Genomic DNA, 20,445 nt, shown 5'->3' on the forward strand with positions numbered 1-20,445 from the left:
CGCCCATCACCCAGCCAGCATTCACGCGACCGAATTCAAGGTGTCACATACGGCCTTCAAACTGCCTGCTCTGATCCGGCCGTCGTCGACGACAGACACCTGCATTCCCGCCCGTTGCGAACGTCCGCTGTACCGAGGGAGCACCCTTGAACCACACAACTTCCTCAGCTCCCCCCTCCGGCACCATGGCACGCAGCGCACAGGGCGCGTCCAGCCGGGGCAGCCTGTTGCACGCGCTCGAGACATCACTGAGCCCCCTGGTGGGCGTGAGCTGCCTTTGGGCGTTGGCCATGGGCATGGACGGGGGCATCCACACGGAGTACTTCCTGCTCGGGCTGGCGGTGTTCGCTCTCACCTATCCCGGACCATCACGCCTCACCCTGTCGGCACAGGCCACGTTCGTCGACCTGCTGCTCAGCTGGGGCACGACGATGGGCCTGCTGTTTGCAGCCGGCTGGGTGACCGGCTACGTGCGCATCTTCCCGCTGGACGTGATCCTCACCTGGTTGGCCGTCACGCCCGTGGTCGACTTCGCGGCCTGGATGCTGCTGCGCTGGAAGGCACCGACGCTGGTGCGCCTGCAGGGTCCTTCGGAGCGTGCACTCGTGGTCGGGATGAACCACCAGGGTCTGGCACTCGCCAGCAACCTCGCGGCCACCCGATTCAACAACATCGAGGTGGTCGGCTTCGTGGACGACCGCAGTCGCGAGCGGTTGGGGGCAGGCGATCGGTTCACCCTGCTGGGCCGCTTCGATCACCTGGTCGAAGTGATCAACAGCCAACGCATCAACCTGATCTACATCTCGTTGCCCATGGCCTCGCAGCCACGCATCCTGAAGATTCTTGATGACCTCAAGGACACCACGGTGTCGATCTACTTCGTGCCCGACATGTTCGTCACGGACCTCATTCAGAGCAAGCCCACCGTGCTGTGTGGCGTACCCGTCATCTCGGTCTGCGACACACCCTTTCACGGAATCAATGGCGCGCTCAAACGAGGCAGCGATGTGGTGCTCTCCTCGTTCATCCTGCTGGCACTGGCGCCGGTGCTGCTGGCGATCGCAGCCGCGGTCAAGCTCGGCTCGCCCGGGCCCGTGATCTTCAAGCAGCGCCGCTACGGCCAGGACGGTGAAGAGATCGTTGTCTACAAGTTCCGCTCAATGACCGTGGCCGAAGACGGCCCCGAAGTCCGCCAGGCGCAACGCGACGACAAGCGCATCACCGCCCTGGGCGCCGTCCTGCGCAAGACCTCGCTCGACGAACTGCCCCAGTTCATCAACGTGCTGCAGGGGCGCATGAGCATCGTGGGGCCGCGCCCGCACGCCGTGGCGCACAACGAGCTCTACCGCAAGCTCATCAAGGGTTACATGGTGCGTCACAAGGTCAGGCCGGGCATCACCGGCTGGGCCCAGGTCAACGGATTTCGGGGCGAGACCGACACCCTGGAAAAGATGGAGGGACGCATCGAGCGCGACCTCGACTACCTGCGCAACTGGTCGCTCAAGCTCGACGTGTTGATCATCCTCAAGACCATCCGCCTGGTGTTCCGTGACCAGCAGGCTTACTGAATGAAACACCTCCCGCGTCGCCTTCGGCCGCTCGGTGTCTTCTGGACCGTCTGGGTACCCGCGCTGCTGGCCTGCGGCGTCCCTGGCACCGCCACCGCCCAGGAAGCCGACGGCATGACCCTTCGGGCGGGCTATTCGCTGCAGCGCGACGACAACCTCTTTCGCCTGCCCGACGGGGTGGATCCGCAGACCGTGCTGGGACGCCCCAGCGCGGCCGAAAGCGTCGGCATCGGCACGCTGGGCATGAGCTATGCGCACAACTACAGCCTTCAGCGACTGGAACTGGATGTCAGCCTGATGGACTACCGTTACCGCACCTACAGCCGCCTGGATCTGCTCGCCACCAACTACGACGTCACCTGGCGCTGGGCACTCACGCCGCGCTTTCGCGGGACCCTGAGCGCCGAACGCGATGAAAGCGTCAACAGCTTTGATGACACCAGCGTCCTCACGCGCGGCAACCAACGCGTTCGCCGCCACGAGGGCTTCGATGCGCTCTACGAGCTGGACGGCGTCTGGCGACTGGTGGCAGGCATTCAGAGCACACGCAACCAGAACGAGCAACCCCTGGTCGGGGAAGACAGCTATGTGTCCAGATCGGCCAACGTGGGGCTGCGATTTGACGCGCGCTCTGGCAGCTCGGTCACCGCGAGGCTGCGAAACGGCAGCGGCAACACCACCACTGGCGCGATGCTTCCCGCCTCGCTGAGAGACCCGGATTTCAACCAACGCGAGCAGGTGCTCGACATCCGGTGGCTGCTCAGCGAGAAGGCCACCGCCGACCTCAGCCTGGTGCGGATCGACCGCACGCACGCACGCCTGGCCACCCGCGACTACAGCGGCACCAACTCGGCGCTGTCGCTGCGCTGGGCCGCCACCGCCAAGACCCAATGGACGCTGCAGTGGGCCTCTGATCTGTCGAGCTACCAGACCACCAACGCCAGCCACGCACGCACCGACCGCATCACCGCTTCCCATGTCTGGCAGATCGCGGCACGAACCAGCCTGCAAGCCAGTGTGAGCGAGTCGCGCCGCCGGTTCCTGGGCCCACCACCCGGGCAACTCCCCGACCCTCAGCGCGACACCACCCGAGACGCGTCGCTGGGCCTGCGCTGGAACGCCACCCGCAACATCGCACTCAACGCCTCGGTGCAGCACACGCAACGCCGCAGCAACCGGCCCGGGCTGGAGTTTTCGAGCACACAAGCCGTGGTAGGTGTGAGTGTCTTCACGAACCAGTGAACCACCCTTCGTACATGGCTTGACGTCCCCCCCATATCCGGACGCTTCTCGACTGGCGTTGGGCGGCTTTCCAGCTGTTGATCTGACCTCTTTCTGTCGCACGGCGCCGCAAGAACCGGTCGTCCTGAGCGGGTACTGGCAAGGGTTTACCCTGTTAGCATACAAACAGGGGATAAGAGCAGCCGCTCCGCACAATGCGTCCCCCTTGTTCTCAGAGGAGTTCCCATGCTTGCTGTCAAGAAAGTCCGCAAACTCATTCACACCAACCCCGATAGCCCCAGCGCCAAAGTGCTTTCAGCGCTGGTGATTGCGCTGGAGTCCAACCAGGCATTTCCCCTGAACCAGCTCTACACCTTGAACTACTCGCAATTCGAACTGGCGCTTGAAATTCTGTCGGAGTGGCGACTGGACCGCTACTACAGCAGCAAAGGTCGGTTGCTGGATCTGTCGGTGCATGCTGCGGAACTTCAGAGCGCATGAACCTGCGGGCCCCGTGAGCTCATTCAGTCCCGTCGAGCTGCCACCCCGGCGTCAGAGCGAAGTGGCGACAGCACCAACGGACCGAACCATGCGCTGACCCGCTCACCGGTGTTGTTGGAGTCGGTCATCACCCCCACCGCCGTCACGGGGCCGGGCGGCTCGCCAAACACCAGACGGTAGTCGGCCTCAATGTCGCGTTCGTGGTCGACCCACTGGTTGAGCCGTCGTGGCCCCGAGTCGATCACCAGCTTGCGGATGCGCTGGGTGTGTGGGTTGGGAATCACGCTGCCCACGGGGTATCGGTGGTCCCACACGTACATGAGCGTGGCGAACGGCAGGGGTTCGCCGGTGACCAGGTTCGCCAGCTCCGAGAGCATGTTGTCACGCACGCTCAGGCGGTCACGGTCGCCATCGAAGGTAACGATCACCCGCACCACCGCATCGTCGATGTCCTGGTCACGCAGGTCGGCCCGTTCGTTGAGCGCCGGCACGAACCACGAAAACGCCAGTCGAGCAGATGCGGGTTGGCCGTCAGCGGGCAGGCGAAGGCGCAAGGTGCTGTTGCCCGCATCGCTCTGCGCATGCACCGCCAGCCGACCCTGGTGCACCGTGGGCAGGTAGCGGGTCGGCCTGTGGTTGCCGAAGCGTCGGTGCACCCAGGTGCCTGTGGCATCGCTGCCCAGGCTCTGGCTGACCTTGGCCCAGGCCGACCCGGCCAGTTCGGAGGCATCAGCTTCCCGCAAGGCATGTTGCGCGGCTTCGTCGGCCTCTTCCAGATCTTCGTTCGACAACGACGCACAACCGGTCAGCAGGATGAGCGCCAAGGTAGGCACCCACCGCAGGCACCGCATACGCATCACTGAAGCTGGTGTGCCATGCATGGGCTTGCAGGTCTCAGGGGGCGGCGCGGCTGGCGGCCGGCGTCTTGTGCTCGTCGAGCTTGTCGCGGTGTGTCTCCAGCATGTTCTCGATGCCCACGCGACCCATGCCGGTGAAAGGTTCCAGGCGCAAAACGGTGTCCCTGGCGCTGCGGTCGCGGCATTGTTCGATCAGCGAACGGCCCGTGGCGTACAGCTGCGTGTTGCGCCCCTCGCAGGCCGCCACCTGCTCGCGCAGCCCGGCGCCCTGGGTGTCGAGCTGCTGGCCGCGTTGGCGTGCGCTGGCCAGGTCGCGTTCCAACTGCCCGGCCTTGACGGTGATTTCCTGCAGCTTGCGTTCCTGCTCGGCATTTTTAGCCAGCAGCGCATCCCGTTCGCTGGTCACGGTCTTCAAGTCGCGCTGCAGCCGCTGCCCTCTCGCCGATTCGATTTGCGCACGGCTCTGTGCACCGCCCACTTCTTCAGCCAGTTTGGCGCGCTCCTGTTCTGCTGCGTCGAACTTCTGCTGCAGCGCACTCAGGTCCTGGGTTGACTTTTGCACCTGCTGCTGGGCGCGGCGCAAAGCCTCGCGCTCGCGGCTGGCCCGTTTGTCTTCCTGCGCCATCGATGGGGAGGTCAGGCCGACCAGGAGCACTGCAAGCAGCGAGGCACGCAGAAAGGTGGGCAACATCAGAAATCCTCCTTGGGATAGGGACGGCTGGCACGCAAAGCCACGCGCGGCCGATCGCCCTGGGCGCCTGCCTGCACAAGCTGTTGGGCCAGCGTTTCGCGTTTGAGCTGGTGAGCCCAGTACAAGGGCGTGAGGCCATCGGCATCGGGCTGGTTCGGATCCAGGCCGTGGCCCAACAACACGGTCATCACCTGGGGCAGGTTGTCGTTGATGGTCACCTGCAACAGCCCCGCGCCGGTGCGGTCTTTCACCTGCGTGTTGGCGCCCGCCTTGAGCAGCAGGCGGACCACCTCGGAGTGGTTGAGCTTGGCCGCGTTCATCAGGGGCGTGTGTTCGTTCAGTCCGCGCGCGTCCACCTGCGCACCGGATCGCAGCAGCAGCCGCACCATGTGCGTGTGGCCTCGCAGCGCTGCTTGACCCAGCGGCGTGAGCGGTCCACCGCGTCCGTCCACATCGGCGCCCGCGCGGAGCAGCGCGCGCGCGGTCTCCACATCACCTTCACGCGCGGCCAGCAACAGGGCCGTGTTGCCCCATTCGTCCACCGCATTCACCTGCGCGCCGTCCTTGATGAGCTGGCGCAGGGCCACCACATCGGCGCGGCCCGCCGCTCGGATCAGTTGCTGGTCGAGCCCGCTGGCAAGACGAACCACCGGGTCGCTCGCGCTGGCCACCACCGCCTGGCGCTCGCGCTCCGAAGCGTGAAAGCGCACGCTGTCTTCGGGCATGAGACCCCCCTGCTCGATGCGGTCTCGCAGCGCGAGCTGCTCGGCCCCGTGCCGCGCGCAGCCCACCAGAGCGATGCACACCGCGCCGACAAGCCATGCCCGCCCGACGTGGGTCACCAGGTCAGAACTTCGCATTGAGGTACACCTGCATGGTGTTGATCGACAACGGCAGACCCCTGATCTCGCGGCTGGAGAGCCAGCGTGCGTTGATCCAGGTGTTGCGGCTCAGACCGTATTGCGCGCCCACGATGAAGCCCTTGTTGTTGGTGCCGCCCAGGTGGAAGTCGGAATCGTTGAAGGCGTCCAGCGTGGCATCGGCTTCCAGGTAGCGGTAGGCCAGCGAGAGCTGCCAGTCGTTCTTGAGCAGCATGGCGGGCATGCCCACCGCGACACGCACCATGTAGCCGGTGGTCTGCGGCGTCACGTTCAGACCGGAGCGCGCGAGCGCCTTGCTGCTGCTGAAGCCGATGTTGCGCACATAGTCGCCACTGACGATCAGGTGAACCGGGTTGTAGAGGTTGAAGTCCACCGCGCCGGTGAGGTTGAGCACCTGGTAGTCGGCAGCCAGGCCGTACAGATTGGTGTTGGGATTGCCGTCGTTGTCGATGTTGAAGAGCGTGTTGCCCTTCTGCCGGTAGTCGGGCGCGGTCTCGTTGGTGGTGGTGCTGTTGAAGGCATTGCGCACTCCGCTGATGTTGCGGTAGTCGTACACGCCCAGCCCCACCTTGGCCCGCAGGTCGTTGCTGGGCACCCATTCCACACCGCCCTGCGCGCCGATCAGCCACTTGCTCTTGGCCTCGTTGCTGAGCGAGCGCTGCACCTCCTGCAACGGGAACACCCCGAGTGTGGCAAATGGCCGCCAGACCCGGGCCGCCGCCGTGGGGTCTTCGTACTGCAGAGCCAGTCCGTCGAAGTTCAGATCGTCGTCCCACACCAGGTCGGTGCTGAAGAACGGGTTTGGAATGCGCCCGGCCGTGGTGGTCAGCCACGGCAGGAAGTCCTGTGAGCGGCCTTTGAGGAAAGCGCGGTCGAGCGAGAAGTTGGACTTGTTGTTGAAGTTGCCCAGTGTCTGGTTGGTCGACACCGGTTCGAACTGGCTGCCGGTGGCCAGGCGCAAGCCGGCCGTGATGTCGGGGGTGACTCGCGCGGTGAAGCCAAAGCGGGCACGCAGGCGGGCACGGTCGCGGTCTTCGAGGGTGTTGTCGATGTCCTGGCCCTGCACCTGGAAGAACACCTCGGGCGCATTGGATTCGGAGAACATGTCGCGCTGCAGACCCAGCCGCAGGTCGCCCTCGAACTTGAAGCGGTCCACCCACTCGGGCACCGCGTTCACGTCGCCCCAGCGCTCGGCCTTGGCCTGGGCCACCACCTCTTCGCGCACCTCGTCGGCGATCTGCTTGCGCACGGACTCCGGCACGAATTGCACGCGCACGGTGGACTGCTCGGTCTTCTTGGCCTCGGCCACCGACGCCTTGGCCTTGGCCTCGGCTTGTTTGACCAGCGCATCGGCCTTGTCGGCCGGCAACACGCCTTGCTGCACCAGCGCCTGAATAAGGTTGATCGTGGTCTGCTTGAGCGTCTCGAGGTCCTCTCGCTCGTCGGCCTGGGCTGCACCGAGGCCAACGGTGATCAGGGCCGCCAGGGTCACTTGGCGCATGGCGTGGTGCAAGGGTCGTTTCATGGGATGTCTCGCAAGGGGCGGTGTTTGAATGGAACTCAGGACCGCGTGTGTCAGGAGCGGGTGGAGATGCGCAGTCGAATCGGTTGTGGCATGTCGCCCGGTGCGCCCTCGCGCACGGGTGGGAGGTTGCGCAGGGCCAGGCGCAGCGCCTCGTCGAGTTCGGGTTTGTCGCTGGTGCCCACCAGCTCGACCCGGGTGACCACACCGCTGTTGTTGACCCACACGTTGACCACGCGCTGGTAGTCGGCGGCTTCGCGCAGCTTCTTGTCGCGCTGCACGGCGTCGGTGATGCGGTCCTTCACCAGCGCGCCGTACCAGGCGAAGCGGTTGCCACCACCGCCTCCACCGCTACCGATCAGGTCGCCACCACCCGGTTTGCCCACCAGGCCGAAGTTGTCACCACCACCGCTGCCGGCGGCATCCACGCCCAGGTTCGGGCCTGGCGGTGGCGCCTCTGAAGGCTGGTCGGGTGCGGCTTCCGGCTTGGGCACGTCGATCTTTTCCTGCTTCTGCTCGGGTGGGGGCGGAGGCGGTGGTGTCTTGGGCGGGGGTGGCGGAGGCGGCGGCTTGAGCAGCGAGATCTCCTGCACCGTGCGCTTCTTCGTGGGCTCGGTGGGTTTGGACATGACGCCATAGAGCCACACAGCGCCTGCGATCAACAGGGCCACCAGCAGCACCAGCGCCACTGCGCGGCCATGGCGCCGCAGGAACGAATCGTCCGGTTTCACTTGACGAGTCGCTGTGTTACGAGGCCGATCTGGTTGAGTTCGAGTCGCCCCAACAGGTCGAGCACTTCAACCACCTTCTCGTATTGCACGGCAGAGTCGCCCTTGACCACGATCGGGAACTCGGGCGTGCCCGCCTTGAACTGCAGCAGGCGCGCCTCCAGGTCGGCCAGTGTGGCCATCGGGTAGGCGTCGAGGTACAGCGCACCGGTCTCGGTGATGGTGATGGCGCGCGTGGCCGGCTTGGCCAGGCTGGGGGTGTCGCTGGCCCTGGGCAGGTTCACCTTGATGCCCTGCACCGAGGCTGTCGTCATGAGAATGAAAATGACCAACAGCACATACGACAGGTCCAACATCGGGGTGATGTTGATGTCGTCGTAGATCGCGCCGTCTTCCTGGGCTTTGGACATGTTCGTGTTCCTCAGTCGCCGTAGGTTTCGGCCATCTTGGTCACGAACTCGTCCACGAACACGTTCATGTCGTTGGAGATCGACTTGATGCGCGTCTGCAGGTAGTTGTAGCCAAACAGCGCGGGGATCGCCACGCCCAGGCCGGCCACCGTGGCCACCAGCGCGGCGGCAATGCCGGGCGCAATCGCGTTCACGTTCACGTCACCCGCCGCGGCAATGGCGGCGAAGGTGATCATCACGCCCACCACCGTGCCCAGCAGGCCCAGGAACGGGCCACCCGAGATGGCGATGGTGAGCATCACCATGCCCTTGTCCAGACGCTGGCGTTCGCGCGTGAGCTGCGCGTCCAGGCTGGAGCGCACGGCGAGCATGGCGCGCTCGCCCACCGAAGGTGCCACCACGCCGTCGTGTTCCACGGTGGCGCCCGGTGAACCGTCGGCATGAAAGCGCGACTTGAGTTCGCGCGCGCCGACCTGGAAGATGCGGTGCAGCGGCGAGTCCTTGTACTGATCGCCCTGCGAGGCCAGTTGATCGAGCTGGCTGGCGTGCAGGGACGGACCCCCTTCGAGCGTGCGCAGGCGGGTGGCGAGTTGGTCAAAGGCCTCGGTGAAGCGGGGATTGCTGCGGTCCTGGCGCGTCAGCAGCACCGCCTTGGCCCACATGATGTAGATCGCGATGAAGAACATGAACACGCAGATCACCACCACCACCCAGCCGTCAACGGTGAGGTTGTTCATGGTGGCCATGAAGTAACCGGTCTGTGCGCCCTGCTCGGTGGTCTCTTCCTCACCCATGCGCACCAACTTGCCCGCCTGGCCCTGGCTGTCGGCCTGCGCGGCGATCCACGCCTCGGGGCGCTGTTCGGTGGAGATCTGCACCTCGTCGATCTCGCCCACCAGCCCCGCGCCCACGCGCAGCGCACCTGCGGGTGCAAACGCCGTGGCCACGTTGGCCACCGGTTTGCCATCGAGGTACAGCACGGCATTGGTTCCGGAGCTCACGGCCACATGGCGCCAGGCATTGAGCGCCAGTGGCGCCCCACCCTGGGCCACCGTGCCGCCTGCGCTCAGCTCCGGCACACCGCCCCGGAGCGACAGCGTCAGGCCGCCAAACGCCAGCAACTCGCCGTCGGCCCGCTCCGGCTTGATCCAGGCCGAAAACGTGAAGCCGGTGGCCGCCTGCAACGTGGCGTCGCCGACCTGCAAACCCCCGTCGGCGTTGAGCCGTGCCGATCCACCGATGAGCCCGCTGGGCACGAAGGTGGCGGTGCCACCCGACATGTGATGGCCCGCGGCGGTGATGTCTTGCGGCAGGCCGGTGGTGTCGCTGAGGTGGTACACGGCCCACTGCGCGGCGTCGTACAGGCCCGATGCCGGCACGGGTTGCGCTGATTCGTTGCCGTAGTACAGCCACACGTGCTGCACGGCGCTGCTCCCGGCCACGCGCGGCACCTGCACCCACACGAAGGCCAGTTCATTCGTGCTGTCGAAGCGCTCGATGTGGTGCGCGAGCACCGTCTTGTCGTCCTCGGCCACGAAACGCAGGTCGGAGCCGTTCTCGTTGGCGGCGAGGAAGTCGAAGTTGCCGGTGGACAGGCGCACCAGCACCGGCACACCCGTGGCCTCGGCCGTGATGCCGGCGGCCTGCGTGTCCAGCGTGATCTTCTTGCGGATCGTCCAGCCCTCGTCCCACCAGGCGTGGGCAGAGAGCGGCAACATCAACACGCAGAGGGCGAGAGCAAAAAAGCGTTTCATGGGAAGACAGAAAAGATGGCGTGCAGCCCGCGGCGCGGGACATGCACGAAAGGTACGAAGGAACGATGGCGGTGGCGTTACAAAGGTGGGAAGACCATCCGTTCGGACTACTCGCCAAAGCCCAGCACGTCGACCCGCACCACCGATGGGCGCAGGGCCGAAGCCATCTCTTGCGCCGCCTTGGCCGATTCGGCCGCCGCCTGGTTGAGCGACTCGACCACCTTGCCGGTGTCGTCACCACCCGAGGTGGCGCCCGACGATGCTGCCGAGACCGCGCTGGTGTCGGCCACCGGCGTGCCGGCGCTGGAGCCTGAAACAGAGATGTTGTCGGCGCCCAGCACCACCAATGCGGCGATGTTGAGGTTGCCGGCCCGGATGCCGGCGTCGCCCGCGTTGACTGTGCCTTTGGGCGCGATCAGGTCGACGTCGCCGGCGATGATCCCGTTGGTGGACAGTGCCCCGATGCCCGAGCCTGCCGCAGCGGCCTGGATCTCCTGGGTCACATTGCCATCGCTGTCGGTCTTGATCACCGGGGGCGGCACCGCCGTCGCCGTCTTCTTGCCCTTGCCGGCATCGATGTCGCCCTCGCTCGACCAGATCAGGACATCACCACCGGCGGCGGTCAGCACACGCGACTGGTTCACCAGCACATCGTCCCTCGCCAACATGCGGATGTCACCGGCCCCCACGGTGATGATGCCCAGCGGGCCGCTGTCCTTGCCGCTGCCCAGCGGCGTGACCAGTGCCTCTGGTGTGTTGCTCAAGCCCACCACCACCCCGCCGCCGGGCACCAGCAGTTCGATGTCGCCGCCCTGCTCTGTCTTGATCCGGCTGGCGAACACATCGATCGTGCCCCGGTAGGCACCCGTGGCCAGCGAGTTCCCCATGCCCGGAAACACCGTTTCCAGCGCCAGGTAGGCACGCGAGAAATCACCCGCAAACGGGCTGTCCGCGTTGTTCGAATCGCGACCGGTTTTCAGAACCCCGGTGAACAGCATCTCGCGCACCCGTGCGCGCTGGGTGTCCAGGTCCGAGGCGGCGACCTGTTGCACCCGCTGCAGGGCCTGTTCACGCGGCAGTGTGTTGTCGCCCGTCAGCCAGCGCGCCAGCCACAGCGTCTCTTCGCTGAACACCCCGTCGGCCAGTTCGTTGGCGAGCCGGTTCACGGCTCCTGCAGAGTCCAGGCCTGCGGCGCCCACACCCGCTGCCAGATGCAGGTCTGCACCACCATCGGGCAACGCGGGGTTGTCCAGCGTGCCCCGGCTGAGCACACCGGCGGAAGCGCCGAGGTCAATGTCATGCCCCGCCGTCATTTCAAGTCGGCCGGGACCTGACACCGCCACGTAACTGTTGCTCGAACGGATCGGACTCAGGGCAATATCGTTTCCGGCCTCCACCACGCTGACGTCGCTGGCCGACACATGCTGGACGTCCATCGGCAGGTTGAGAATGTCATCGCCAGCACGAACACCCACCCGCTTGGCCGACTTGAGCACCTGGTTGTTGCCGAGGATCGACCCGTTCACGGCATACAGCTGCACCGGATCGGCATCGTTGGCGTGCACCGGCACCGCCGCATGTGCCTGCGTCGATCTGGCGCTGTATGCGTAGCTGAAAACACCCGAGGCCCGGGCATCCGAGCCGGGGTTCACCGCATCGGGCAGGGAAGCGGTGTCCGACAGCGTGATCCTGGCCGGCACATTCAGGTTCTCGCTGGCCAGCAGCTCCAGCTTGCCCTGTGCTGCCGGGCTGAGCAGCGCGCTGGACAACAGCGACACATCCCCAGACATTGCAATGGCGGACAGGGAAGGCGGCAGCACCGTCAAGAGCACGTCGTCCGCGTAGGCGCCCAATGCCAGGTTCACCGGAGACTTGTAAGCGTTGGCCAGCGACTGCGCCTGCGCGGTGCTGCCGACGCCACCACCAAAGAGCCGAACGTTCCCGGTCGCACTCAGCAGCGATGCTGAACTGTCTTCGGCGTAAGTGGAAAACACGCTCCACTGCGCGTTCGCTGCCTGAGTCGTTCCGATGTTGAATCCCGCCGTGGACGATTGCACCACCAGGTGCGGGTTGATGATGGCGTGCACATCCACATCGCCCAGCGCAGTGGCGGTCACCGCCCCGTCGCCCACCGCCAGGATGGTGTGCACGGGTCGGCTTGAGACCGAGTAGCCGCTGCGAATGCTGCCACCTGCCTTCAGGTTCACATCTCCCAGATCGGCGTAGTACTGACCGCTCAGCACATCGCCGCCGGCCGTCACGTTCACATCGCCACCGCCCGTGCGCACGGCCGCCGAGGCATCGGCCACCGATGAGGTGGTGTACCCCTGCGTGGCGGCGGACGCCGACAGGTTGGACACCTTGCCCCCCGCGGTGATGTTGACATTGCCTCCGCCCAAGGTAGCCACACCCTGCTCGAATTTGTCGAAACGCACCCACCAGGCGGGCTGCGCATTCGCTACATAGCTCACGCCATCGGCGCCCAGCTTGCCCTGACGGAACAGCCAGTTGCTGTACAGCTGGGCTGAAGCAACGCCCAGCACATCGCGCTGCGCCGACATCACGATGTCGCCGCCACCCTGGCTGAACTGGGCGAGGGCTGGCACGGCAAAGCCCGCCGCTGGCGTGTACCGGGTGCCTGCGGTGTAGACAGCCGAAGCGTTGGACTTGAGCACGATGTCCTGTCCGGCCGCCATGCGGATATCGCCAGAACCCGTGCGAATGAGCTTGGCCGCGGCCAGCGTCAGGTCGCCCGCCCCCGCCCGGGTGTTCATCACGTCCGCCGAATTGCCATCGGCACCGGCCACCAGGTTGAACGACCAGGCCTTGCCGCCCCTGACCGTCGCGTCCTGCAACGCGGCGGGGTTGGCGCCGTCCAGCTTTGTCGCTGTGGAAAAGCCGTCCGACAGGTTGTTGTTGATGTTCAGGTTGCCGCCGGCGCGCAGCGTCAGCACGCCGGCCTCGCCGCCCGCAGCGGCGTCCTGAAAGTTCCAGTCGGCGCCCAGCGTCATGGCGTCCGCAGAACGGACCTCCACCCCCGAGACAATATGGAACGCCGGGTTGCCCGCCTGGCCCAGGCGGCCCTTGATCGCACCGTGGTTGCCGGCGTAGGCGTGGTTGTCGTTCTTGATCTTGGTCAGGCCCAGCGTTGAGCTGCCCTCGTCGGTGGTCGACACATTGAGGTTGGTCTTGTTGTCGTAAACCCGCACCGCTTCCAGCGTCACCTCGCGGGCTCCTGTGATCGTGCTGTCCAGTGCCGTCACGGCCACCTCGTTGCCTTTGCGCTGGGCACGCAGGTGCACCTCGCCGCCTGCGCCTCCGCTCACGTCGATCACAGCGCCGGCCTGCAGATCGATGCCCTGCGCGTCGGTTTCACTGGCCTGTGTGGCCGCGCCGAGTTCAACCCGGCCACCTTCGCCACCCGCAGAGGTGGCGGCTGCTTTCACCCGGGCCGTCCCGGCCAGCGTGACCGACTGACCGTGCAACGCCACCTGGCCCCCTTCAGCACCCGAGGCCGAAACCGTTCCGTGCACCGTGAGCGCGCCGCCGTCGGCGGTCAGCGTCACCTTTTGAGCTTTCACCACATCGGTGGCAGCCACCGTCAATGCGCCGGTTCTGGCACGCAGGCTGCGTTCACCCTCGAAGCCGCCGGCGTTCAACCGTGCATTGAGCGCGGAGAAGTTGGCCAGCGACTTCGCGTCGATGCGCACCTGGGCAGCCTTTCCGGTCTGGCCGTCCGCATCGGCAGGGGTCTGACCCACCAGCGTCGCCGCTTCAAGCTCCACGGTGCCCTGCACCGCCGTCGCCACCAGCGTGCCGCCGTCGGCGCCCACGCCACCCGACACATCGATGCGTGCATCCGCCTTCGCCTCGATCTTGCCGGTCGCGCTGCTCAGCGTCACATGGCCGCCCCCGATGCTGCGGGTCTCGTCGAAGAACGCCACCGAGCGACCCGACACGTCGATGTCGGCGTTCGCGCCCAGCGTGACGTCACCGCTCACCGCTGCCAAGGTCAGCGCACCGCCGCCCAGGTCGGCCTGGGTATCAAACAGAACCGAACCCGCGTTCAGCTCCCAGGCAGCGCCCAGAGAAGTCGTTGCGACCAGTGCCGTTGATGGCGTCATCTTGCCCAGGGTCAACGCCTGGGTGCCGGCGTCCAGCGTCTGGCTGGCGCCGGTGCTGCCGGTCAGCCGCGCGGTGGTGATCGAAGCCCCGTTGTCGAGCTGGGTGCTGCCGGTGCCCGAAGCCACCAGCTCGTCGGCGGTGATGCCCACGCTGGCAAAACCGTTCACCGTTTTTGTGCCTTCGCTCAGAGTGAGGGTCTGCGCCTGTACCTCCAGCGATCCGCTGCCCAGGGTCAGTCCAGCCGGTGCGGCGTTGGGCACGCCCGCGGTGTTGGCCAGGGTCAGGTTGCGGGCGCGCAAGCTGGCGGTCTGCCCCGCCGCACCGAAGCCCGCGAGTCCTGCGCCTTGCAGCGTCAGGTTCTTGATCAAGGGTTTCCCATCGCTACCGACCCCCCCGACGTCCACATCCCCGTGGAAATCAAACGTGGAGTAGCTGGTCAGCGCCAGGCTGTCCAGGCTCTGCAGCCCGTCCAGTTCGGCCTGGCTGAACGTCAGGCCATCCACCGGCTGGGCAGGGCTGCCGAAGTTGATGCGTGAACTGCCCGCGCTCAATTCACCGGCCACGGCAACACCCTCTTTGACAAAGGCCAGCTGACCCGCGAAGGCGTTGTCCTGCGTGGCATCGATGGCGATTGCCTTGGCCGCCTGAAGCGCGCTGTCGGCTGCGCCGATCAGCGTGCCCTGGCTGCGGTCAGGCGACCCGGTGCGCGTGAAGCTGGCCGACGAGGATGCGGCCCGCACGAAGGCGCCATTGCCCGCCGTGCTGATGCTGCCCGCTTTGCCGCCTGCGCCCTGTGCGTTGATGGCGCTGCCCGCGGCCAGCGTCAAGGTGTCCCTGGCCGCCAGCATCACCTCGGGCGCAGTCAAGGCGCTCTGCGCATCGTTGGCCAGGGTCAGGGTATCGGTCAACACGGTCAGTTCCGTGCCCGTCTGCGAGCGGGAGCGCGCACCGCCCAGCAACAGGCTCTCGGCACCCAGGTCGTTGATCCAGCCCGTCGCGACCCAAGCCTCGTCCGGGGCCGCCGCATCGGCGGAGCTCGAGACCCGCAGCTTGGCGGCAGCAATGTCAACGGCCGCTCCCGCACCCCCGGCGGCGCCCTGCGTCGCCACCGTTCCATTGAGCCGCAGGCTATCCGAGCCCGTGCCCAGGCTCACCACGGCCAGCCGCCCGGCGTCCTGGGGCGAAAAGCGGGAGTCCGCGAAGAACGAAGACGCTGCCGCGAGCGTGTATTCGGACCGGTCCCGCACCTGGTCCCGTGTGAGCACCTGAATGCCCTGCCAGTCACCCGCACGAGGAGCTCCAGAGCGGCTGTCGGTGAGATAGCCAGAGGCCACCTGCACACCGTCCGCGCGGGTGTAGCCGCTTCCTGGCAACACGGGTGATTCGCCCGGGTTCAACCGCACTGCAAAGGCCCCCGGCAACAGGGCGTAGTGCGCAGGCAGCAAGGTGTAGACGCCATCGGCCAGGCCGTTCACGCCACGCAGGTACACGGCGGCACCTCCGTCGAGGGCAAAGCCTTCCTGCGCATCGCTGGGTGCGAAGCCATCTGTGTAGCCGGGCATCACCGCGAAGGTGTCTGCCTGGGCCAGGAAATCCTTCGAACCACCGGGCCCCACGGTGAACTCGTAGGCCTGGGCATCGCCGCCGCCAGCCACCGAGACCTGGGCACCGGACTGGAAGTCCACCTGGGCGCCCTTGAGGCTGATCGACTTTTCGGGAAGATCCGAAAGAATGTCGCCGCCGTAAGACCACTCCCGGCCATTCAACACGGAGCCGAAAGGCAGCACGGTGCCAGCCTGGGCAGACACCGAGGTCAGGCTGTCCGGGGCCAGGGTCAGCGATCCGCTGGCCTCCAGATCGATCTGACCCAGAGGCGCCCAGATGCTGCCTTGCTGCACGATCTGGCCCGCCTCGATGCGCAAGCGACCAAAAGCGGACAACGGCTGCTGCGCCACGCCGGCTGCCTGAACAATGCGCACCGTGTTCCCGGGCGCGGACACCTTGAAGTCGCTGTAGGTTGCCGGAGCCAGCACCTTCGCGGTGAACGTCAGATCGCCAGCCGTGTCGAGCGCACCGGCGAGAGGGCCCACAGCGTCCACATCCACACCCGACAGCTCGATCTGCTCGGAAGCGGTCAACCGGGTTTTGGCCACGCCGCTCAGCGTGGACTTGCCCACCACCTCGATGCGCGTGGCATCCACGCTCAACACCCCACCGCCGGCCACCGCCGTATTGACCACGCTCTGGCGCAACGTGGATTGGTTGCCCATGCGGACCCGTGCAGCCGTCACATGGGCGGTGCCTCCCGCCATGTCGATGAGAGGGGTGTCCAGACTCACCGAGCGCAGCGGCATGGTGCGACCCCCCCCGATGTTCACACCGTCTTGCAGGCGGATCGCATCTTTGGACCCCAGAGCGATCTGCTCGAAACCCGCCGCCTCGATGCGGTCCATGTCCAGGCGCGACCGGTCGCTGACCGCGGCCGGTATGGCTTGCCCGGCTTGCAACGCCTGCGCCTGCGCGGGCACGGAGGACTCGACGCTCAGCACACTGGGGGCCACCGGAAAGGGGATCGGGCTTGGCGTGGGCGCGTTGTCATTGCCCAGGTGGATCGTCAAGCTGCCGCCGTACTGGTCTGGTGCGCCGGCCTGGGCCAGCAGCGTGCCATCGAGCACCAAGCCTTCACGCGCTGCTATGGACACAGAACCCGCGCCACTGCCCAGATTGCGACCAAGACCACCCGCCTCGTTGCGCTCGGCCAGGTAGACCGGCGCAGCACCGGAGACGTTGATGCTGGAACCCTCCTTGGCGATCACATAGCCGGTGGACGCGTTCAGGCTCACAGAGCCTCCGTCCAGCACCCGGCCAACTGGCTGGCCCGTGGCATCGGCATGGGTCAAGGCCGTGCCGGACACATCCAGGCTGGCGGCTTCACCCAGGAAGATGCTGCTGGAAGCGTCGAAGTCCTTGTCGAGGGGCGCTGACAGCCTCGCCTCGATGCGACCCGCATGGGCCTGCGCCGAACCGAGGATGCTGACCTGGTGTGCCGCATTCAGGGTCAGCGAGCCACCCGTGTCCAGGACCGTGCGCGAGCCCGTGCCCAAGGTGACATCGCCCAGAAGATTGGAGTCGGCCACCAGGGTCAGGTTGACCGGGCTGCGCTCATGGGGCGGCAAGACCCGCAGCGACGCCATGGAAGCCACATCGGTGCCCGACGTCTGGACCGCAAACCCCGGGTTGAGCTCGCGCGACTGCAGCTGTGGCGCCAACACGGCACCTTCGGCCAGCGTCACACCCTCGCGACCCGTGACAGTGATGTTCTCGAAACCAACCGACGAGAGCCACTCGGGCTGCAGGAAAAGCGCGTTGCTGGCGCCCGTGGGTTCGCCACCGATCTGGACCGACCCCGACGACAGCTTCAAGGTGCCGCCATCCTGGAAGCCAAAGCCCAGCAGGCGACCATCCAGCTCGACCCGACCCGGCATCGAGCCATCGGTCCTCAACGTTTCGTTGGCGACCAGCGTGGCGGTGCCACCACTGCCGTATTTCAGTGTCCCGTCGCGTTGAAGCCGGGCCGCACCTGACACATCGACGGTGGAGCCGCTGCCCAGAACCGCGTCACCGATGGCCGACAGCGTGACGGAGCCACCGTCGATCACCACGCTGCGGCGCGCCGAGTCGTCGAAGCCCACCTGTTCGTTCACCCATTTGCCAGCCGTCGAGAGCGTGACCCCGGGGGCCACCACCACATCGGCTGTCTCGAGCACGAATGCGTTGGTCGGATCGGCCTGATTGCCCCGCGTGTTGAATTCGATGACACCCCCTGCGGCACTGACGTCGGCATTGACCGCGACCGCGCTGGCCGTGATCGACAACGATCCCCCGTCCGGCAGCGCCACCGCCTGTTCCACCACGGCGCCCTTGTTCGAATGGATGGTGAGCCCGGCGATCAGATCTTCACCGAGCATCCTGGTGTCGATGAGCAATTGGTTCTTGAGGTCGGCCGCCAGCACGTCGCCAAAGTTGAAGTTGATGGGCAACTGCTGGAAACCATGCCCCAGGCGCACCTGCTGAAAGTTCTTGAAATCATTTTCAACAGCTGATGACCCCACCTGCAACCGCGCGCCCTGCGGTGCGGTGCCGGCGGCCAGCTGCCGCTCACCCACCACGGTCTTGCCCTGGATGGTCGACTGCAGCACCGTGCCGCCCATGCCCACGATGTTCATGGCGCCCGCGGCCTTGCCATCGGTGTAGCCGGGGTCGTATTTCATGTACTCCCCCAGGTCGATGGTTTCCTTCTGGTTCCAGCGTCCGTAGTCGATCACGTAGCGCGTGGCGATGCCGTCGTAGCGCACGTTGGCATCCGCCTCGCTCACCTCGACCCGCTGGCCATTGACAAACAGCAGCGTGGACTTGACGGTGGCGGGCGTGTACTCGACGCTGCCTCCCGAGAGGTTGATGGTCGAGCCCGTCTCCAGGATCACCTCGCCTTGCGACTGGATGTTCACCGTGCCGCCCTGGGTGGACCGCTCCGCCACCGTGCGGCCCAGTCGTGCCTGGTAAGCCTCCAGGCTGTCCTCGGCGATCAGGGTGGACTCACCACTGCGGGCTCGGGCCAGCGCACGCTCCACGTCCAGGTACACCTTCTCGCCGCGCAGCACACCGTTGCGGTTGGCGGGCGAATCCTTGAGTTCATCCCCCCGAAGCTCCGCCTCCACCGTGTTGCGCTCCCCCGAGACCTGCACGCCCGACAGGCCGGACACATCGATCACAGCCCCCTCCGCCACGTGCACGCGCGCCGTGCCCGACACCTGATCGATGCCCACCGTGGTGAACGGGTTGACCCCCTGGCCATCCACGTTGAGCGGTTTGTCCACCGCGGTGATGTCCACCACTCCGCTCGCCGCGCGAACCGTGGAGCCTGTCGCCAGGCGCACGTCGTTGCCCAGGATCTGCACCCGGGACTTGTTCTCCAGATCGGACTTCAGCGTCTTGACCGTGCCCACCTGCTCGATCCAGTCCAACGAGGTGGTGGCGTCATTGACTTCAGGCAACACCTCGGTCGTGCTGCCGGTCCCCAGGGTCACACGCCCGGCGCGCTCGGTCCGGCTGCCTGGACTGTTCAGGTTGGCGGCCCCCGGGCTTTTGTAGGTGTCGCTGGCCATCAGGTACACCGTCCCGTTGGCCACCACCGAGGTCGTGGCGCGGGCCAGACCGAGCTGGTTGACGGCCAGTCCCACCATGGTCACGTTGCCGGTGGTCGCAGTGAGTTGGCCCAGATTGGTGGCGTTGCCCAGCAGATCCCGGGCCGGGTCCGTCAGATCCACCGCCTGCCCATCCAGCAGGCCGTCCTTGACGCTGGTGTTCACCGCGTCGTAACTGTTCAGGCCAGCCGGACTGTCCACCTCCACCATCAGGCCACGCACATCGTTGTCGCCAGCGGCCGAGGCCGTGCGCAGGTAGGCCTTGGTGCCCGCCGCCAACACCACCTGGCCGCCCGGCGCCGAGATGCTGCCCTGGTTGATGACCGTCGGCGCAATCAGCATGATGCGCCCCTGTTCACCCGCTGTGATCTGCGCGCCCTCGAACACTTTCACGAACCCGCCCGTGCCCTGGTACTGCGGCTGATCGTCACCCGGCAGCAGCGTGCTCAGGATGTATTTGTCCGCGATGTCCAGGCTGCTGGCCGTGAAGCTGTTGAGGTTCACCTGCGAACCGCCCATGAAGGCGATGCCGTTGGTGTTCACCATGATCACGTTGGCTTTCTGGCCGGTCGCCTGCGTGATGCTGCCCGCGATCACGCTGGGGTTGATGTCCCAGATGCGGTTGAGCGTGGTGAAGTTGGCGCCCTGCACCAGCTGGTTGTTGACCAGATCGTGGACCTGACCGAACTGCACCGTCTTGCCGGCACCCACGTTGAAGGTCTGCCAGTTGTGGATGGCCTTGTTGCCCACCTGATTGACGAACGCCCGGTTGCCAATCACGCTGTATCCCGCATTCGCACCCTGAGGCACCGGCAGCTCGGCCAGCACCGGTGCGGCCAGCAGCAGGCCACCCAGCAAGGCCGTGGCGCTGCGCGCGCCACTGGCCGACTTGCCGCGGCCCCGCGTGCTTTCGGCGGCGGGCACCAGGCCCCCTACGCTCTGGCTGAAAACGAGGCGGTAGCGTTGACGGTTCATGGGGTTCT

At 66.2% G+C, this 20,445-nt stretch carries 11 protein-coding genes; 3 read left to right on the forward strand and 8 right to left on the reverse strand.

Annotated features, from left to right (window positions below):
* Positions 1-185 precede the first annotated feature (185 nt).
* The 3 genes from ASE11_RS22575 to ASE11_RS22585 all read left to right on the forward strand — a co-directional run bounded on the left by ASE11_RS22575 (position 186) and on the right by ASE11_RS22585 (position 3,290).
* On the forward strand, positions 186-1,568 hold the full coding sequence (locus ASE11_RS22575; protein WP_056277140.1) for an undecaprenyl-phosphate glucose phosphotransferase: 1,383 nt from the start codon (positions 186-188) through the stop codon (positions 1,566-1,568).
* Entirely contained in the window at positions 1,569-2,810 is a 1,242-nt protein-coding gene (gene epsL / locus ASE11_RS22580) for an XrtB/PEP-CTERM-associated polysaccharide biosynthesis outer membrane protein EpsL (RefSeq protein WP_056277143.1), read from the forward strand. It abuts the gene before it with no gap.
* 225 nt (positions 2,811-3,035) lie between these two features.
* Positions 3,036-3,290 carry a hypothetical protein gene (locus ASE11_RS22585; RefSeq protein ID WP_056277146.1) on the forward strand — a complete coding sequence of 85 codons (255 nt, stop codon included), beginning with the start codon at positions 3,036-3,038 and terminating at the stop codon, positions 3,288-3,290.
* Between the two features lie 23 nt (positions 3,291-3,313).
* On the opposite strand, the gene ASE11_RS22590 is transcribed toward ASE11_RS22585, so the two are convergent.
* The 8 genes from ASE11_RS22590 to ASE11_RS22625 all read right to left on the reverse strand — a co-directional run bounded on the left by ASE11_RS22590 (position 3,314) and on the right by ASE11_RS22625 (position 20,437).
* The gene (locus tag ASE11_RS22590; RefSeq protein WP_056277149.1) at positions 3,314-4,114 is read right to left on the reverse strand and encodes a DUF3047 domain-containing protein; all 801 of its coding nucleotides are present in this window, start codon (positions 4,112-4,114) and stop codon (positions 3,314-3,316) included.
* A 70-nt stretch (positions 4,115-4,184) separates the two neighbouring features.
* Positions 4,185-4,838, reverse strand: coding sequence for a hypothetical protein (locus ASE11_RS22595; protein ID WP_056277152.1), 654 nt, complete (start codon positions 4,836-4,838; stop codon positions 4,185-4,187).
* A complete protein-coding gene (locus ASE11_RS22600) occupies positions 4,838-5,698 on the reverse strand; it encodes an ankyrin repeat domain-containing protein (RefSeq protein WP_056277155.1) in 861 nt (286 codons plus the stop codon). The genes ASE11_RS22595 and ASE11_RS22600 overlap by 1 nt, the downstream gene beginning before the upstream one ends.
* The gene (locus tag ASE11_RS22605) at positions 5,685-7,244 is read right to left on the reverse strand and encodes a putative porin (protein ID WP_082585960.1); all 1,560 of its coding nucleotides are present in this window, start codon (positions 7,242-7,244) and stop codon (positions 5,685-5,687) included. The genes ASE11_RS22600 and ASE11_RS22605 overlap by 14 nt, the downstream gene beginning before the upstream one ends.
* Before the next feature lie 50 nt (positions 7,245-7,294).
* Positions 7,295-7,972: an energy transducer TonB gene (locus tag ASE11_RS22610; RefSeq protein WP_056277157.1), complete on the reverse strand. Its 678-nt coding sequence runs from the start codon at positions 7,970-7,972 to the stop codon at positions 7,295-7,297.
* Positions 7,969-8,379, reverse strand: a complete 411-nt coding sequence (locus tag ASE11_RS22615) for an ExbD/TolR family protein (RefSeq protein WP_056277161.1) — start codon at positions 8,377-8,379, stop codon at positions 7,969-7,971. Before ASE11_RS22615 ends, ASE11_RS22610 begins: the two co-directional genes overlap by 4 nt.
* An 11-nt stretch (positions 8,380-8,390) precedes the next feature.
* Positions 8,391-10,133 carry a DUF2341 domain-containing protein gene (locus ASE11_RS22620; RefSeq protein ID WP_082585961.1) on the reverse strand — a complete coding sequence of 581 codons (1,743 nt, stop codon included), beginning with the start codon at positions 10,131-10,133 and terminating at the stop codon, positions 8,391-8,393.
* Between the two features lie 107 nt (positions 10,134-10,240).
* On the reverse strand, positions 10,241-20,437 hold the full coding sequence (locus tag ASE11_RS22625; protein ID WP_056277167.1) for a filamentous haemagglutinin family protein: 10,197 nt from the start codon (positions 20,435-20,437) through the stop codon (positions 10,241-10,243).
* Positions 20,438-20,445: the final 8 nt, after the last annotated feature.

Origin of the sequence: Hydrogenophaga sp. Root209 (assembly GCF_001428625.1) — a bacterium.
Taxonomy (GTDB): Bacteria; Pseudomonadota; Gammaproteobacteria; order Burkholderiales; family Burkholderiaceae_C; genus Hydrogenophaga.